Consider the following 17733-nt stretch of genomic DNA (forward strand, 5'->3'; position numbering starts at 1 on the left):
TATGGTCGGCGGTATAGATCTGAAAAGTGCTGAGATACGTCAGCTTCATAAATTTGGTGGTAGCAGCCTTGCTGATCGACGCTGCTACTTACGTGTTGCAGAAATTATGGCCGAATACAGTCACGCTGGTGACATTATGGTGGTTTCTGCCGCGGGAAGTACGACCAATCAGCTGATTAATTGGTATCGTCTCAGCCAAACTGATCGGCTATCCGCTTTCCAAGTTCAACAACACTTACGACGCTATCAAATAGAGCTGTTAGAGAGTCTGCTGCCAGCGGCGCTAGCTGAGCCGATTGCTCAACAGTTTGTAGCGGATGTCGATCATCTTTCCATCCTTTTAGATGGCGAAGGGAGTGATGCGTTGTACGCCAAAGTAGTCGGTCACGGAGAGATCTGGTCAGCGCGGTTGATGAGTGCAGTGCTCAACCATTCCGGGATTGAAGCGCAGTGGATTGATGCGCGGACTTTCTTACGGGCAGAACGTTCGGGACAGCCGCAAGTGGAAGAGGGCGAGTCCTATCCGCTTTTACAAACAATCTTGGCGCAATATCCGCACAAGCGACTCGTTATAACGGGCTTTATTGCTGCGAATCGCGCAGGCGAAACCGTCTTACTTGGACGCAATGGGTCGGATTACTCTGCGACCCAAATCGGTGCGTTGGCCGGTGTTAACCGGGTAACAATTTGGAGCGATGTCGCTGGGGTCTACAGTGCTGATCCACGGATTGTCTCGGATGCCTGCTTGCTCCCCCTATTACGTCTTGACGAGGCGGCAGAACTCGCGCGCCTCGCGGCACCCGTACTGCATACTCGTACCTTGCAGCCCGTGGCGACGAGTCATATTGATCTGCAATTACGTTGCAGTTATCAGCCTGAGGTGGGGTCAACACGCATTGAACGCGTGTTAGCATCGGGAACCGGTGCGCGGATTGTCACCAGTCACGAAGATGTCTGCTTAATCGAAATACAAATTGGACCACGCCACGATTTCACTCAATTATTGAAAGAGGTCGACCAATTCTTAATTCGTATGCAACTTCGGCCGTTGGCGCGTGGTGTCCACAGTGACCGCCAATTACTGCAGCTTTGCTATACCTCTGAATTAGTTGAAAGCGCGCTCTCTCAACTTCAAGCATCGGGGTTGCCTGTTAGTTTACGCTTACGAGAAGGGCGGGTGCTGGTTGGAATGGTGGGGGCTGGGGTGACTCAAAACCCACTCCACTGCCATCGTTTTTGGCAACAGATTAAAGACCTGCCTGTGGAGTTCGTTTGGCAGTCAGATGAAAAGCTGAGTTTAGTTGCTGTGCTGCGTAAGATAGCACTCCCTCCGATCGTTCAGGGGCTGCACCAATCCTTGTTTCGTGCCGAAAAGCGCGTAGGTATCATGCTATTCGGTAAAGGGAACATTGGCTCTCGCTGGTTAGAACTGTTTTCTCGCGAACAGGAGAATCTATCTGAGCGAACCGGGATGGATTTTGTATTAGCTGGTATTGCGAATAGTCGGCGGAGTCTGCTCAGCTATGAGGGACTGAGTGCCGCGGAGAGTTTGGCAAATTTTGAACGAGACGCCACAGCCTTAGATGAAGAATCGCTTTTTCTCTGGATGCGTGATCATCCCTTTGACGAATTAGTCGTTCTCGATGTGACCGCGAGTGAAGCGCTAGCAGAGCAATATTTAGATTTTGCCAGCTATGGTTTTCATGTGATCAGTGCTAATAAAGTGGCTGGGGCCTCCTCCAATCCGCGTTGGCGACAACTTCGTGACGCATTCGATAAGACTGGCCGCTACTGGTTAACTAACGCGACGGTCGGGGCAGGCTTACCTATCAATTATACGGTAAGGGATTTACGTAATTCGGGAGATAAAATTCTGTCGATTAGCGGGATCTTCTCCGGTACTCTCTCGTGGCTATTTCTGCAGTATGATGGGTCTATCCCTTTTAGCGAGCTGGTCGATCAAGCATGGCAGCAGGGGCTTACTGAACCCGATCCCCGCGTCGACCTATCGGGAATAGATGTTATGCGGAAGTTAGTCATTCTTGCGCGAGAAGCGGGCTCGGATATTGAGCCTCACCAAGTGAAGGTTGAGTCATTAGTGCCCGAAGCGTGTCGTGAGAATTCGATGGACTACTTCTTCGAAAATAGCGAAGCTCTCGATGAGCAGATCCAGCAGCGTTTTGAAGCCGCGCAAGAGCTAGGTTTAGTTCTGCGTTACGTTGCGCGATACGATACGCGCGGTAAAGCTAAAGTCGGTTTAGAAGCGCTGCGTCCAGATCATCCTCTTGCCGCACTCTTACCGGGTGATAATGTTTTCGCGATCGAGAGCCGATGGTACCGGGATAATCCATTGGTAATACGTGGACCGGGAGCGGGACGAGATGTTACCGCAGGCGCGTTACTCTCCGACCTGAACCGATTAGCTAAACTGATATAATTTGATAAAAAAAGCACCTAATAAGGTGCTTTTTTTTGGGCCAGTACGACCTAGCCTGTATTACGCATACCTGCAGCAACGCCGGCTATGGTCACCATTAAGGCTTGTTCAACATTAGGGTCTGTAGGAAGGTTATTTGCTTCAGCTTGACGAGCACGATGCAACAACTCGGCTTGTAGCACGTTAAGTGGGTCAGTGTAGACATTACGTAACGCAATGGATTCAGCAATCCATGGGTGGTCAGCCATCAGATGGGCATCATTTGCGATCGTTAAAACCGTTTTAATATCTGCTGCCAGCTGTTCACGGAGCTGTTTACCTAAAGACCAAAGCGTCGGGTCAACTAAGCGTTGGTCGTAATACTCCGCTAGCCAAAGGTCGGCTTTAGCGAATACCATCTCTAACATACCGATACGCGTCGAGAAGAAAGGCCAATTGCGACACATCTCTTCTAAATTTTTCTGTTGACCTTGATCAATCGCGTTATTCAATGCCGCGCCAGCACCTAGCCATGCAGGGAGCATTAAGCGGTTCTGTGTCCAAGCAAAAATCCATGGGATAGCCCGTAATGACTCAACACCACCAGTTGGACGGCGCTTAGCCGGTCGAGATCCCAACGGTAATTTACCCAGTTCTTGCTCTGGCGTAGCCGAACGGAAGTAAGGAACAAAATCCTTATTTTCCCGGATATACCCGCGGTACATGTCACAGGAGTCTGCCGAGAGTTGGTTCATCACCTCACGCCATTCAGCTTTGGGTTCGGGCGGGGGTAGGAGGTTCGCTTCAAGAATTGCACTGGTATAGAGGGTTAAGCTCGCAATAGTGATTTCCGGTAAGCCGTATTTGAAGCGGATCATCTCACCTTGTTCGGTGACACGAAGCCCACCTTTCAAGCTACCAGGCGGTTGTGATAGCAAGGCGGCATGGGCGGGGGCGCCACCACGACCAATTGACCCACCACGGCCATGGAATAGAGTTAAGGCGATACCGGCTTTATTACAGGTTTTAATGAGTGCATCTTGGGCTTGATATTGTGCCCAACTGGCCGCCATCACGCCTGCATCCTTAGCAGAATCGGAATAACCGATCATGACCATTTGTTTGCCTTGAATAAAGCCACGATACCAATCAATACTCAGTAATTGCGTCATCACGCTATCGGCATTATTCAGGTCATCCAGTGTTTCAAATAACGGCGCAACGGGAAGTGCATATCGGATCCCCGCTTCTTTAAGGAGTAGATGCACTGCTAAAACATCGGAAGGCGTTTTCGCCATGGAGATAACATAGGCCGCAATCGAACCTTGAGGCACTTCAGCCGCGACTTGGCAGGTATCCAATACCTCTTGAGTTGCCTCACTCGGTTGCCAATGACGAGGCAGTAGCGGGCGAGGAGAAGAGAGCTCACGAATTAAGAAGGCTTGTTTATCGGCTTCAGACCAACTTTCATAATCCCCTAGCCCTAAGTAACCCGTAATTTCTGAGATGGCTTCAGTATGGCGAGTGCTTTCTTGCCGTAAATCAATACGTACCAGTGGTACGCCAAAACATTTAACGCGGCGTAGCGTATCAAGAAGATGGCCATTGGCAATAATTCCCATCCCACTTTTTTGTAACGACTCGTAGAGCGCATAGAGGGGCGTCCAAAGTTGTTCGTTACTGACAATAATGTCTTTAGGCGGGGGGGGCTCTTCACCTTTTAAGCGCAGTTCTAGGTGGTTTTGTGTAGAAATAAGTTGTGTTCTTAAACGTTTAAGCACATAGCGATAAGGTTCTTGAATTTCTGGATCGTGGCACATCGCCTTAACGACATCGTCGCAGTTCGACATGGATAGCTCAGAAATTAAAACCGTCATATCTTTTATAAAGAGATCGGCGGCTTTCCAACGGCTCAGTCGGATTGCTTGACGAGTGACTGTTGCGGTGACGTTAGGGTTACCGTCCCGATCACCGCCCATCCAAGAGGTAAATTTTACCGGCACAAAATCAACGGGGAGGGTGATACCAAATGTAGCGTGAACCTGTTCATTTAATTCACGTAAAAAAGCAGGAACACCTTCCCATAAGCTATTCTCAACGACCGCAAACCCCCACTTTGCTTCATCGATGGGGGTTGGTCGTTGTTTACGTATTTCGTCGGTATACCAGGCTTGTTCAACGAGTTGGCGGAGACGACGCATAATTTTTGACGTCTCGTACTCGGTTAAGTCGTTATGGTCGAGACGCTCAAGGCAATTATTCACTTCGACCAGTTTATGAATAAGTGTCCGGCGGGTAATTTCGGTCGGGTGCGCCGTTAATACGAGCTCAATTGATAGTTCTTCAATCGCCTGGCAAATATCTTTCTCAGAAATATTTTGGATGTTTTTCAACCGTTCGAAGGTAGCTTGCAATACTTCCGGTGGACTTTCACCGGGAGATTGATGTGAAACAGTTTGATACTGCTCTGCGACGTTCGTTAAGTTGAGAAACTGGCTAAATGCCCGGGCAACAGGGAGCAATTCATCATTAGACAAATTCTGTAAAGTGGTGAGTAAGGCTTCACGATCTTCTTCACTTCCAGAACGTGAACCTTTGGAAAGTTTTCTAATCGATTCAACACGTTCTAAAATCTCATCGCCGAGGGCGTTTTTAATCGTATCGCCAAGTAGTTTTCCAAGCATACTCACGTTACTACGCATAGCTGAATATTGTTCGTTCATGTGACGCGTTAACCCCTTAGCTGTTGTCTGCCCATTAATTATTGTTATTGGTTTTCTGTATCTCTATCTAGCCATGTAACGGAATGAACGTCAAATGTCAGTGAAGTGTCCAGTGACTTCAAAACATATCGTATTAATGCTCAATTAGCGCTTCGGAAGCGGATTGTGTTGAGCTTGCTCTATTCATAAAGCTTTTTAAGCTATCTCTTAAAGAGGAGTCCCGATCTCTCACTTAGCAAAAATGATGAATTAATTTTTTCAGCAGTTGATCTGTTGGCTCGATAAATTTTGTCTCAAGGTATTCATCAGGTTGATGCGCCTGTTCAATCGACCCCGGTCCCAGGACTAAGGTTGGGCAAAGCTGTTGAATAAAAGGCGCTTCGGTACAGTAATTCACAATCTCAGTTTCAGTTCCTAACACCTTTTCGATTAACTCCACCAATGGATGATGAACCGGACATTCATAACCAGGAATAGGTGGGTGTAAGTCAGTGATCGTTAAGCGTCCTGGCCATTGTTCGCTGAGTGGTGCCAATGCTTGGGCGAGTAAGTCGTGAAGATCGGGAAGAGAGAGTCCCGGCAGAGGGCGTATATCCATATGTAATTCACAACAGGCACAGATTCTATTCGGTGCATCACCGCCTGAAATTTTTCCAAAATTCATCGTCGGGTAAGGGATGACAAATCCATCATGGTTGAAACGTTCTTTTAATTGATGGCGTAAACCTTGGAGCGCGGTGATGGAATCATGCATTAACTCGATCGCATTGATCCCTTTCTCTGGATCGCTGGAGTGGCCTGAGTGACCTTCGATACGAATTGCTTTAGAGAGGTGACCTTTATGGGCTCGTACGGGCTGCAACGAGGTCGGCTCACCAATGATTGCACAATCCGGGCGGATAGAGGTCGATTGCGCAAAGTAGCTTGCACCCGCCATCGTCGTTTCTTCATCTGCCGTGGCGAGGATATAGAGTGGTTTGGTGAGTTTACTCAGATCCATCTCCGTTAGCGCAGCCAGAATAAAAGCAAAAAATCCTTTCATATCTGCGGTCCCTAGACCATATAAGCGATTATCGCGCTCAGTCAGCGTAAAGGGGTCTTGCGTCCAGCGCCCTTCATCGTAAGGCACGGTGTCAGTATGACCGGCCAATAGTAGACCACCAGAGCCTTGTCCATAACTCGCCAGTAAATTGAATTTATTCCGCGTATTCGGTACCGGCTGAAGTTCAACCTGAAAACCTAAATTTTCGAACCAACCCGCGAGTAAGCTAATGAGCGGTTCATTGCTCTGATCCAGTACAGATTCTGTACCGCTGATGGAAGGCGTACCAATTAATTGACGATAAAGCTCTATAAATGGCGGTAATTTGTTATTCACTGTTGACGCTCCTTTAATTAGGATGTACAAATAATCATGCAAATTATGTGAATAAAAATACATTATTGGCCATCTCAATGACAACGATTTATTCACGATTCAAGGGAAAGTAGCAACTTAACCCGCACCTGATTACGAGAGCTAAGAAAGGTCTTTTCTAATGTTAAATGCATTGATTGTTGGCGCTAGCGGGTATGCCGGTGCGGAACTGGCAACCTACCTGAATCGTCACCCTGAAGTTAACCTTGCCACACTGGCAGTGTCTGCAAAAAGTGAAGATGCAGGTAAATTATTATCAGATCTTTATCCGCAACTCAAAGGCCGCATCGATCTCGCTTTACACGGGATGACCGATCCACAGGCGTTGGCTGAACAGCACGATGTCGTGTTTTTAGCTACGGCCCATGAAGTAAGCCACGATTTGGCCCCAATCTTTCTTAGTGCAGGTTGTACGGTGTTCGATCTTTCCGGTGCTTATCGGGTTAACGATCCAGAGTTTTATACTAATTATTACGGATTTACTCACCAACATACAGACTGGTTAGCGAAGGCGGTTTATGGCTTGGCCGAGTGGCAGGCTGAAAAAATTCAGACTGCACAGCTGATTGCGGTACCGGGCTGTTACCCGACAGCGGCCCAATTAGCACTAAAACCTTTACTGGACCGCCAGTTACTGAATACCGATTTTTGGCCAGTCATTAATGCGACGAGCGGTGTGAGCGGTGCGGGGCGTAAAGCTTCACTTAAAACGAGTCTGTGTGAAGTCAGCTTACAGCCCTACGGTATTTTTACCCATCGTCATCAGCCAGAGATTGCGACGCACCTCGGCACGCCAGTTATTTTTACTCCTCATTTAGGGGATTTCCCTCGGGGTATCTCTGAAACTATCACTTGCCAGTTAACACAGACGCTCTCTCGCGAAGAGATCGCGGCTATCTTCCATCAAGCGTACGATGGCCAGCCCTTAGTGAGAATCTATGATGAAGGCGTCCCGGCACTGAAATCGGTTGTAGGGCTTCCTTATTGTGATATCGGCTTTGCCGTAGAAGGTCAGTATCTGATTTTGGTCAGTGTTGAAGATAATTTATTGAAAGGGGCGGCTTCCCAAGCAGTGCAATGCTTGAATATTCGCTTTAACTTTTCATCCACCCTTTCCTTACTTTAAGACGAGTCATCGATTATGGAAAATCCATTAATTATTAAACTAGGTGGAGTTCTATTAGACAGTGAAGAAGCCCTGTCTAGGCTCTTTGACGCACTGCAGCAGTACCGCTCGCAACATCAACGACCACTGGTCATTGTTCACGGTGGGGGCTGCTTAGTTGATGAGCTCATGAGCCAACTTAATCTGCCCGTGAAAAAGCAAAACGGTTTGCGCGTCACCCCGGCTGACCAAATCGATATCATCACCGGCGCTTTAGCGGGAACGGCGAATAAGACCCTGTTAGCCTGGGCAAAAAAATATGGTATCTCAGCCGTTGGGCTGTCGCTTGGCGATGGCAATATCACCCAAGTTACGCAATTAGATGAATCCTTGGGCCATGTGGGTAAGGCCTCTGCGGGAAATCCGGCGCTGTTACACACACTTTTAACTGCTGAATATTTGCCAATTATCAGTTCTATCGGTATTACTGATGGGGGGCAGCTCATGAATGTTAATGCAGACCAAGCGGCGACAGCATTGGCAGCGGCTTTAGGTGCAGATTTAATTCTCCTTTCCGATGTGAGTGGTATCTTGGATGGTAAAGGACAAAAAATTGATCAGATGTCGGCACAAATGGCGGAATCATTGATTGATCAGGGCATTATTACTGATGGAATGATTGTGAAGGTGAACGCGGCGTTAGATGCTGCGCGTAGCTTAAACAGACCGGTCGATATAGCCAGCTGGCGACATGCTGAAAAACTGCCAGACTTGTTCAATGGCTTAGCCATTGGTACGCGGATTGTTGCGTAAATTAAAGAATATTTTCAAGGATCTATAATGCAAACTCAAAATATTAATAAAATTGTTTTAGCGTATTCAGGCGGTCTTGATACTTCGGCGATTATTCCGTGGTTAAAAGAGAATTATGGCTGTGAAGTGGTGGCATTTGTTGCCAACGTTGGCCAAGATCCTGCTGATTTAGAAGGTGTAGAGAAAAAGGCGATGCAGTCTGGGGCGAGCGAGTGCCACGTTGTCGATCTACGCGAAGAGTTTATCCGTGAATATGTTTATCCAGTACTCCAAACTGGTGCACTGTATGAAGGTACATACTTACTGGGAACCTCTATGGCGCGCCCAATTATCGCCAAGGCTCAAGTTGAAGTCGCCCTGAAAGTGGGTGCAGATGCACTGTGTCATGGTGCAACCGGTAAAGGTAATGACCAAGTTCGTTTCGAAAGCACTTACGCGGCCTTAGCGCCACAACTGAAAGTGATTGCACCTTGGCGTGAGTGGGATCTACGTTCTCGTGAAGCGCTCCTCGATTACCTCAAACAGCGTGATATCCCTACAACCGCCAGTTTGGAAAAAATTTATAGCCGTGATGAAAATGCGTGGCATATCTCCACTGAAGGTGGCGTATTAGAAAGTCCTGCTAATGCTGCAAACCAAGATTGCTGGGTTTGGACCGTCGACCCCTTAGAAGCGCCAGATCAACCTGAAGAAGTTACCCTGACGGTCGAGAAAGGTAAAGTCGTCGCGGTCAATGGTGAAAGGTTAAGTCCGTTCCAAGCGTTAGAAAAACTGAACGTTCTTGGGGCCAAACACGGCGTTGGCCGGATCGATATTGTTGAGAACCGTTTAGTCGGCATGAAGTCACGTGGCTGTTATGAAACTCCGGGCGGTACCATTATGGTGAATGCCTTACGTGCGGTTGAGCAGCTGGTCTTAGATCGTGACAGCTTCAAATGGCGTGAGCAGCTTGGCTTAGAAATGTCTTATGTTGTTTATGACGGACGTTGGTTTACTCCGATTCGTAAAGCGCTGCAAGCCTCTGCTGAATCGTTAGCGGAAGAGCTTAATGGCGAAGTGGTGATACGTCTTTATAAAGGGCATGCCACGGCGATTAAAAAGAAATCAGACAATAGCCTTTATTCTGAAGAATTTGCGACCTTTGGCGAAGATGACGTTTATGATCATAGCCATGCGGAAGGATTTATCCGTCTTTACTCGCTGTCTTCTCGTATCCGGGCATTAAAACAACAATAAGTCTTTAGGTGGCCGTAGCGCCACCTCCTTATCTATTTTTCAGGAGAGTTACCATGGCATTGTGGGGCGGACGGTTCACTCAGGCAGCCGATCAACGGTTCAAACATTTCAACGACTCATTACGTTTTGACTATCGTTTGGCTGAGCAAGATATTACTGGCTCGGTAGCATGGTCAAAAGCCTTAGTTACCGTCAATGTTTTGACTCGCGAGGAGCAACAACGTCTGGAGCAAGCATTAGCTGAGTTATTGGCTGACGTGCGCGAGAACCCAATGCAGATCCTGGAAAGTGATGCGGAAGATATTCACAGTTGGGTCGAAGGTAAACTCATCGATAAGGTCGGGGATTTAGGAAAAAAACTGCATACTGGCCGGAGCCGTAATGACCAAGTGGCGACCGACTTAAAGCTGTGGTGTAAATTTCAGGTCAATGAATTAATTACCGCTGTCCGTGCGGTACAACGCGCATTAGTCGAAACTGCGGCTACCCATCAAGACGTAGTGATGCCGGGCTACACCCATTTACAACGTGCGCAACCTATCACTTTTGCCCACTGGTGTTTAGCTTATACCGAGATGTTAGCGCGTGACCAAAGTCGTTTAGAGGATGCTTTAAAGCGCCTCGATGTCAGCCCTCTAGGTTGTGGCGCGCTGGCCGGGACCGCATATCCTATTGATCGTGAACAATTGGCTGAATGGTTAGGTTTCTCCAGTGCTACGCGCAATAGCCTTGATTCAGTCTCTGACCGCGACCACGCGCTAGAGTTAATGAGTCATGCTTCTATTAGCATGATACATTTATCACGTTTCGCTGAAGATATGATTTTCTTTAACTCAGGTGAGGCGGGTTTCATTGAGCTATCAGATAAAGTAACGTCTGGCTCGTCATTAATGCCACAAAAGAAAAACCCCGATGCATTAGAGCTTATTCGTGGTAAGTGCGGCCGTGTGCAGGGCGCTTTGACCGGTATGATGATGACGCTTAAAGGATTACCCCTCGCCTACAATAAAGATATGCAAGAAGACAAGGAAGGGTTGTTTGATGCCTTAGATACTTGGTTAGAGTGTCTGCATATGAGCTGTCTGGTCTTAGAAGACATTCAACTTAATTCCACACGCTGCAAAGAAGCGGCAGAACAAGGTTATGCGAACTCTACTGAGTTGGCCGATTACTTAGTCGCCAAAGGAGTCCCCTTCCGTGAAGCTCACCATATTGTCGGCGAAGTCGTGGTGTCGGCCATCAAACAAGGGATCCCTCTTGAGCAATTATCGTTGGAACACTTTAAACAGTTTAGCGATACGATTGAGGAAGACGTCTATCCATTATTGTCGCTTCAGTCTTGCTTAGATAAGCGTAATGCAAAGGGCGGAGTTGCCCGCGAGCAAGTAACCTATGCGATTGAACAAGCGCGTGCTCGTTTAGCGTAAAAAAAAAGCGGACGAAAATTCGTCCGCTGCCCTGGTGTGGTACTCTCTTCTTATAATTCTCTATACTGCGAAATGCTTCTCTAAATCGTCGCTACCCCCGATGTGGCGGCCTCCGATAAAGACTTGTGGTACGGTGGAACGACCAGTGATAGCGCGTAAGCTAACTGTGGTAGCGTCTTGACCCAGTACCAGCTCTTCATATTGTAGGCCTTTATCTTGCAACAGCTGTTTCGCTTTTGCACAGAAAGGGCAACCTGGTTTAGTAATAATTGACACAGACTCTTGTAATTTATGGTCCGGTGCCAAGTATTTCAGCATAGTATCAGCATCGGAGACTTCAAACGGGTCGCCCGGTTGGTCTGGCTCGACAAACATCTTCTCGATTTTTCCGTCGCGTACCAGCATAGAATAACGCCATGAACGCTCACCGAACCCTAAGTCGCCTTTACCGACTAACATTCCCATGCCGCGGCTAAAATCACCATTACCGTCTGGAATGAAAGTGATTTTCTCAGCATGTTGATCTTGTTTCCATGCATTCATAACGAAAGTATCGTTGACGGAAACACATAAGATCTCGTCGACGCCGTGTGCCGCGAATACACTATGCAGCTCGTTGTAACGTGGCAGATGGCTTGAAGAACAGGTTGGCGTGAAAGCGCCGGGTAATGAGAAAACGATAACCGTTTTGTTTTTGAATAAGTCATCAGTGGTCAGATCGACCCATTTGTCACCTTGACGTGTATGAAACGTTACTTGCGGGACGTTTTTACCTTCTTGATTCTCTAATGGCATGCTGTACTCCACTATTTGATATAGGTTAACTGTTTGATGAGTTAATAATATGAGACATTCCTTGATAGGGCTAATCGTTCGTTGCTATGCTACCTATCGTTACGACCTATCATGAAGGAAGGGTATTAATGAACATCCGTGATCTGGAATATCTTGTTTCGCTCGCTGAACATCGTCATTTTAGACGAGCGGCTGACGCTTGTCATGTCAGCCAACCCACCTTAAGTGGACAGATACGTAAGCTGGAAGATGAGCTGGGAGTCATGTTACTTGAAAGAACCAGTCGCAAAGTTCTTTTCACGCAAGCGGGTTTACTCCTCGTTGACCAAGCACGTACAGTCTTGCGAGAAGTCAAAATCCTTAAGGAAATGGCGAGCCAACAGGGTGAAACCATGTCCGGACCTCTACATATTGGTCTAATCCCTACCGTTGGGCCGTATTTATTACCGCATATTATTCCTATGCTTCATAAAAGTTTTCCAAAACTTGAGATGTACCTCCATGAAGCACAAACCCATCAGCTGTTAGCCCAGCTCGACAGTGGTAAATTGGACTGCGCCATTATGGCGTTAGTCAAAGAGTCAGAGGCATTTATTGAGGTGCCTTTATTCGACGAACCCATGAAATTAGCGGTTTATAGTGACCATCCTTGGTGCCAGCGACAAACCATACCTATGGGCGATCTTTCAGGCGAGAAATTATTAATGCTAGAAGACGGCCACTGTTTACGTGATCAAGCAATGGGGTTCTGTTTCCAAGCTGGGGCAGATGAGGATACCCATTTCCGTGCGACGAGTCTTGAGACGCTACGTAACATGGTTGCAGCAGGTAGCGGCGTGACCTTGATGCCAGCACTGTCCGTACCGACAGAAAGGGAAAGAGACGGGGTGTGTTACATTGGATGTGAATCGCCAGTGCCGCAACGGACAGTGGCGTTAATTTATCGGCCGGGATCACCTCTGCGTAGCCGCTATGAGCAACTCGCAGAGGCGATAAGCGCACACATGTACGCATTACCGGCTGATGTATTAAAACAGTCTGTTTAAACCGTTTAATGCGGCTACGCGATAAGCCTCGGCCATTGTTGGATAGTTAAAGGTGGTATTAACGAAGTACTCGATAGTATTACCACCATTTTTCTGTTCCATAATGGCTTGGCCGATATGAATAATTTCGGCGGCCCTTTCGCCAAAGCAGTGTATCCCTAAAATTTCCTTCGTTTCACGATGGAAAAGGATTTTTAAGCTACCGACATTCATCCCTACAATTTGTGCGCGGGCAAGATGTTTAAATTGCGCGCGGCCAACCTCGTAGGGGACTTTCATTGCAGTGAGCTGTTGCTCTGTTTTCCCAATTGAACTGATCTCTGGGATGGTATAGATCCCCGTTGGGATATCTTCAACGAGATGGGCAGTCGCCTCGCCTTTGATGATAGCTTGTGCCGCAATACGACCTTGATCGTAGGCTGCAGAAGCTAGGCTCGGATAACCAATCACGTCACCCACCGCAAAGATATTAGGCTGACTAGTTTGGTACATATTATTAACTTTTATTTGACCGCGGCCATCGGCTTCAAGACCAGCATTCTCTAATGAGAGTGAATCGGTGTTACCCGTCCGGCCGTTCGCAAATAATAAGCAGTCCGCTTTCATTTTTTTGCCGGATTTGAGGTGCATAATCACGCCATCCTCAACGCCTTCAACTTTCTCAAACTCTTCGTTATGGCGGATCACTACACCGTTATTCCAGAAGTGATAAGAGAGCGAATCCGACATTTCTTGGTCTAAGAATGCCAGCAGGCGATCGCGGGTATTGATTAGGTCAACCTTCACGCCCAATCCGCGGAATATTGAAGCATATTCACATCCAATTACCCCTGCACCATAAATGATGACGTGGCTTGGCTCATGTTTTAAATCTAAGATGGAATCGGAATCGTAGACACGCGGATGCGTAAAGTCGATATTATCGGGATGGTAAGGGCGCGAACCACAGGCAATCACGAACTTCTCTGCGGTTAATATCTCTACCGAGCCGTCGTGGGCAGTCAGTTCGAGCGTGTGTGCATCGATAAAACGGGCATCGCCTTGAAACAATGCACAATGGTTTCTTTCATAAAACCCTTGGCGCATATTAGTTTGTTGCTGAATAACGTTCTCAGTATGTTTAAGAATATCAGCAAAAGAAGAACGTAGTAGGCGAGTATGGTCGCTGTATAGGGGGTTCAGATTGAACTCGATGATACGGCTAACTGCGTGACGTAAAGCTTTAGAGGGGATCGTACCCCAGTGTGTACAACCACCACCGATATTATGATAGCGTTCAATAACAGCAATGTGAGCACCTTGTTTAACAAGGCCCATTGCGGCACCTTCACCACCAGGTCCAGAACCAATGACAATGGCGTCGTAATCGTAAGACTGTTTCATACCCATATGTCCTATTTCTCTATACATTTTTACAACTTGATTCTAACATCTTCACGGTGTTAGCTAAATGGTCAAACCAATTTTCCGCATTTCTGCACAAAAATTTAAGTAACAGAGCGTAATAATGTTTCCCCCGCTGTACGCTCAAACTTTGGTATAGTCTTACCATGAAAGATAAAAAGGCAGAAGTCATGGGCGTTAGAGCGCAGCAAAAAGAACGTACAAGACGTGCACTCGTTGAGGCTGCTTTTAGCCAGCTCAGTGCTGAACGAAGTTTTGCTAGCTTAAGTCTACGGGAGGTCGCTCGTGAGGCAGGGATCGCGCCAACCTCATTTTATCGGCATTTTAAAGATGTGGATGAATTAGGACTGACGATGGTTGATGAAAGCGGTCTTATGCTTCGTCAACTTATGCGCCAAGCACGCCAGCGAATAGCTAAGGGTGGCAGTATCATTCGAACCTCCGTCGCGACCTTTATGGAGTTTATCGGAAATAATCCGAATGCCTTTAGGCTTCTGTTGCGTGAGCGCTCTGGCACCTCCTCCGCATTTCGCGCCGCGGTCGCTAGAGAGATTCAACATTTCATTGCCGAATTGGCCGATTATCTCGAACTTGAAAATCATATGCCCCGAAGCTTTACTGAAGCACAGGCTGAAGCGATGGTGACTATCGTTTTCAGTGCCGGTGCAGAGGCACTGGATATTGATCTGGTCCATAGGCGCTTACTTGAAGAACGCCTAGTGCTACAACTTAGGATGATTTCGAAAGGGGCTTACTACTGGTATCGTCGTGAACAAGAACGGTTAGCGTTGCACAATGAAGGGCATGAAGAGATGAGCCCTATTCCTAAATAGGGCTCTGTCTTGTTAGCGTAGTGTCAGTAGCACCCCGGATTCCATATGATGGGTATAGGGGAATTGGTCGAACAATGCCACGCGAGAGATCGCGTGGGTGTCAGAGAGCACTGAAAGATTTTCGCGAAGTGTTTCTGGATTACAGGATATATAAAGGATACGCGGATATTGCTGTACCATTTTTAGCGTTTGCTCATCTAGTCCACTGCGAGGGGGATCGACAAAAATGGTTTCACAATTGTAAGCCTGTAAATCAATACCTTTGAGCCGGGTAAACTCTCTAACGCCTTGCATCGCTTGAGTAAACTCTTCCGCAGACATCCGGATAATTTGTAAGTTATCGATATTGTTGGCGCTTATATTATATTGCGCGGACTCAACGGAAGGCTTGGCTATTTCTGTGGCGAGCACTTGATTGAAATTTTTCGCTAAGGCAATCGAGAAATTACCATTCCCACAATAGAGTTCGAGGAGATCGCCGGTAGCGTTTTGGGTGATAGATTGCGCCCACTCAAGCATTGAAATGTTGATCGCTGCATTAGGTTGCGTGAAGCTATTCTCAACTTGTCGATAAACAAGCGTTTCACCATTTACGTTGAGTGCTTCTTCTATATAGTCTTTATCCAAGACAATTTTTGTTTTTGTTGCTCGACCTATAATGTCGATAGTGAATCCCATCTGCCGTAAACGGTCCCGTAATACTTTAGCGGCGGCAATCCATTCGTCATTCAGTGGCCGGTGATAGAGCAATGTGACCAACGCCTCACCGCTCAAGGTGGTGAGATAATCGATTTGAAAAATTTTGTGCCTAAGGACTTGCTCCTGTTTGAGTGCGTCAATCATGATTGGCATCAGCTGATTGATTAACTGGCTTGCCGCTGGAAATTGCGTAACAGGTATCCGTGACTTAGTCGCTTGGTCGAACATGATATGGTACAAGTCATCGTCTTCATGCCAAAGACGAAATTCTGCACGCATACGGTAGTGACTCACAGGCGAGCGGAAAACTTCGATCTCAGGGTGAGGATAGGACGACAATAGCTGGCTGAGACGTTGATGCTTTTCAGTAAGCTGGGAATCGTATTGTGTTATGGGAAGATGTTCCGGAGTCATAAATTGAACCTATAGAATAGCCTGATCAGCGGAGGATTGTAGGGATTCTATACACGATGTCCAGCTTCTATCGTTATCCGTTGCTGAGTTAACCTCGCTGAGGGTGGTATCATAGCCACTATAATCAGATGCGTATGAGAAAATAATGGTTATACCGATTCAACATCCTTCAGAAATGCGTATGTCCCATGGTGAGACAGGGCCAACAATATTGATTATTGACTCTGGAGTCGGCGGGCTTTCCGTCTATGACGAAATAGCGAAGCTATTACCGGCAGCCCGATATCTCTATGTTTTCGATAATGCAGGCTTTCCTTATGGAACTAAAGAAGAGTCATTCATTATTGAACGGGTCGTACAGATTACCCAGCAGATGGCGGATGCTTACCCGATCGACCTCGCAGTCATTGCTTGTAATACTGCCAGCACTATTACATTACCTCGACTTCGAGAAACCTTCAGTTTTCCTGTTATAGGTGTCGTACCGGCAATAAAACCTGCTGCGCAATTGACCCGTAACGGAGTTATTGGCTTGTTGGCGACCCAAGGAACGATAAGGCGGGAATATACCTATGGGTTGATTAAACAGTTTGCCACAGATTGCCAGATTGAAATGTTAGGGGCGTCTTCGCTCGTCGAATTAGCAGAGGGCAAACTGCACCGACAAGAGGTAAGCTTGAATGAGGTCAGGGAAGCGGTAATGCCGTGGTTAAGATTACCTATAGTTCCAGATACCATTATTTTAGGCTGCACACACTTTCCTTTATTAAAGGAAGAGCTTCAGCAAGTCTTCCCGAGAGAGACGATTTTCGTTGATTCAGGGATCGCAATCGCTCGTCGGGCGGTCTTCTTACTTAAAGATTACGCCTTAGCCGCCATTTCTCAGCCTTCCAATGTCGCCTTTTGTACACTCGAAGATGAAAAATCAGTATTGCTTTTACCTGTTTTACGTCAATTTCGGTTTGAAAAGCTCGAAAATCTTACAAATAATAAGCGAATTGCATGAATCTGCAGCAACTGGTGATTTTTTTTAAATAATCCCTTGCGCTCTGAGCGGAACTCCCTATAATGCGCATCCACTGACACGGCAAAGCACGATACGCAGCGCGGTGACAGGGACTGGAGCGATTCGGTCCAGGAGAAAAAACAAAAACAATGATTGACTCCTGAGGTAAAGCGAGTAATATACGCCACCTCGCGACAACGAGTTAAAACGTTGATTCGCAATGCTCTTTAACAATTTATCAGACAATCTGTGTGGGCACTCGCAGGATTGATATCACAAAAAACTTTGTAGTATCAAGTCTTGAAGAGTGACACTGAAAATTCATTTACGAATAACAGAATAATTTCTTTGAGCATCAAACTTTAAATTGAAGAGTTTGATCATGGCTCAGATTGAACG

The 17733-nt window shown here is 47.0% G+C and carries 13 protein-coding genes; 8 read left to right on the forward strand and 5 right to left on the reverse strand.

From position 1 onward, the window contains the following. Position 1: 1 nt before the first annotated feature. Positions 2-2437: a bifunctional aspartate kinase/homoserine dehydrogenase II gene (locus tag BMX14_RS11925; RefSeq protein ID WP_092677071.1), complete on the forward strand. Its 2436-nt coding sequence runs from the start codon at positions 2-4 to the stop codon at positions 2435-2437. A 50-nt stretch (positions 2438-2487) separates the two neighbouring features. Here the strand turns inward: BMX14_RS11925 and ppc are convergent, their stop codons facing one another. After that, positions 2488-5139, reverse strand: coding sequence for a phosphoenolpyruvate carboxylase (gene ppc, locus BMX14_RS11930; protein ID WP_092677073.1), 2652 nt, complete (start codon positions 5137-5139; stop codon positions 2488-2490). 232 nt (positions 5140-5371) lie between these two features. After that, positions 5372-6517, reverse strand: coding sequence for an acetylornithine deacetylase (gene argE / locus BMX14_RS11935; protein ID WP_092677075.1), 1146 nt, complete (start codon positions 6515-6517; stop codon positions 5372-5374). A 160-nt stretch (positions 6518-6677) separates the two neighbouring features. On the opposite strand from argE, the gene argC reads away from it, so the two are divergent. From argC to argH, 4 genes are read left to right on the forward strand one after another with little or no spacing between them, the layout of a single operon-like run. Next, positions 6678-7682: an N-acetyl-gamma-glutamyl-phosphate reductase gene (gene argC / locus BMX14_RS11940; RefSeq protein ID WP_092677077.1), complete on the forward strand. Its 1005-nt coding sequence runs from the start codon at positions 6678-6680 to the stop codon at positions 7680-7682. A 15-nt stretch (positions 7683-7697) separates the two neighbouring features. Further along, complete coding sequence (gene argB / locus BMX14_RS11945; protein ID WP_092677078.1) at positions 7698-8474, forward strand: acetylglutamate kinase; 777 nt, start codon at positions 7698-7700, stop codon at positions 8472-8474. Positions 8475-8501: 27 nt separating this feature from the next. After that, entirely contained in the window at positions 8502-9710 is a 1209-nt protein-coding gene (locus BMX14_RS11950) for an argininosuccinate synthase (RefSeq protein ID WP_092677080.1), read from the forward strand. A gap of 53 nt (positions 9711-9763) precedes the next feature. Beyond that, positions 9764-11137, forward strand: coding sequence for an argininosuccinate lyase (gene argH / locus BMX14_RS11955; RefSeq protein ID WP_092677082.1), 1374 nt, complete (start codon positions 9764-9766; stop codon positions 11135-11137). 60 nt (positions 11138-11197) lie between these two features. Here argH and BMX14_RS11960 read toward each other — a convergent pair whose 3' ends face one another. Then, a complete protein-coding gene (locus BMX14_RS11960; protein WP_092677084.1) occupies positions 11198-11932 on the reverse strand; it encodes a glutathione peroxidase in 735 nt (244 codons plus the stop codon). A gap of 128 nt (positions 11933-12060) precedes the next feature. Here BMX14_RS11960 and oxyR point away from each other — a divergent pair, with 128 nt between their 5' ends. After that, the gene (gene oxyR, locus BMX14_RS11965) at positions 12061-12978 is read left to right on the forward strand and encodes a DNA-binding transcriptional regulator OxyR (RefSeq protein ID WP_048912965.1); all 918 of its coding nucleotides are present in this window, start codon (positions 12061-12063) and stop codon (positions 12976-12978) included. Here oxyR and sthA read toward each other — a convergent pair. Continuing rightward, positions 12961-14361: a Si-specific NAD(P)(+) transhydrogenase gene (sthA, locus tag BMX14_RS11970; protein ID WP_092677086.1), complete on the reverse strand. Its 1401-nt coding sequence runs from the start codon at positions 14359-14361 to the stop codon at positions 12961-12963. The two genes, oxyR and sthA, sit on opposite strands and share 18 nt — an antisense overlap. 191 nt (positions 14362-14552) lie before the next feature. On the opposite strand from sthA, the gene fabR reads away from it, so the two are divergent. Further along, positions 14553-15215, forward strand: coding sequence for an HTH-type transcriptional repressor FabR (gene fabR, locus BMX14_RS11975; protein ID WP_092677119.1), 663 nt, complete (start codon positions 14553-14555; stop codon positions 15213-15215). A gap of 12 nt (positions 15216-15227) precedes the next feature. Here the strand turns inward: fabR and trmA are convergent, their stop codons facing one another. Beyond that, positions 15228-16328: a tRNA (uridine(54)-C5)-methyltransferase TrmA gene (gene trmA / locus BMX14_RS11980; protein WP_092677088.1), complete on the reverse strand. Its 1101-nt coding sequence runs from the start codon at positions 16326-16328 to the stop codon at positions 15228-15230. Positions 16329-16473: 145 nt separating this feature from the next. On the opposite strand from trmA, the gene murI reads away from it, so the two are divergent. Continuing rightward, positions 16474-17334: a glutamate racemase gene (gene murI / locus BMX14_RS11985; RefSeq protein WP_092677090.1), complete on the forward strand. Its 861-nt coding sequence runs from the start codon at positions 16474-16476 to the stop codon at positions 17332-17334. Positions 17335-17733: the final 399 nt, after the last annotated feature.

It is taken from the genome of Rosenbergiella nectarea, from assembly GCF_900111105.1.
GTDB lineage: Bacteria > Pseudomonadota > Gammaproteobacteria > Enterobacterales > Enterobacteriaceae > Rosenbergiella > Rosenbergiella nectarea.

What these genes read in the sequence shown, in the direction of transcription:
- BMX14_RS11950 (WP_092677080.1), top strand. Translation starts at nt 8,502, where the DNA reads ATGCAAACTCAAAATATTAATAAAATTGTTTTAGCGTATTCAGGCGGT.
- fabR (WP_092677119.1), top strand. Translation starts at nt 14,553, where the DNA reads ATGGGCGTTAGAGCGCAGCAAAAAGAACGTACAAGACGTGCACTCGTT.
- BMX14_RS11960 (WP_092677084.1), bottom strand. Translation starts at nt 11,932, where the DNA reads ATGCCATTAGAGAATCAAGAAGGTAAAAACGTCCCGCAAGTAACGTTT.
- murI (WP_092677090.1), top strand. Translation starts at nt 16,474, where the DNA reads ATGGTTATACCGATTCAACATCCTTCAGAAATGCGTATGTCCCATGGT.
- argC (WP_092677077.1), top strand. Translation starts at nt 6,678, where the DNA reads ATGTTAAATGCATTGATTGTTGGCGCTAGCGGGTATGCCGGTGCGGAA.
- argB (WP_092677078.1), top strand. Translation starts at nt 7,698, where the DNA reads ATGGAAAATCCATTAATTATTAAACTAGGTGGAGTTCTATTAGACAGT.
- BMX14_RS11925 (WP_092677071.1), top strand. Translation starts at nt 2, where the DNA reads ATGGTCGGCGGTATAGATCTGAAAAGTGCTGAGATACGTCAGCTTCAT.
- sthA (WP_092677086.1), bottom strand. Translation starts at nt 14,361, where the DNA reads ATGAAACAGTCTTACGATTACGACGCCATTGTCATTGGTTCTGGACCT.
- argH (WP_092677082.1), top strand. Translation starts at nt 9,764, where the DNA reads ATGGCATTGTGGGGCGGACGGTTCACTCAGGCAGCCGATCAACGGTTC.
- ppc (WP_092677073.1), bottom strand. Translation starts at nt 5,139, where the DNA reads ATGAACGAACAATATTCAGCTATGCGTAGTAACGTGAGTATGCTTGGA.
- oxyR (WP_048912965.1), top strand. Translation starts at nt 12,061, where the DNA reads ATGAACATCCGTGATCTGGAATATCTTGTTTCGCTCGCTGAACATCGT.
- trmA (WP_092677088.1), bottom strand. Translation starts at nt 16,328, where the DNA reads ATGACTCCGGAACATCTTCCCATAACACAATACGATTCCCAGCTTACT.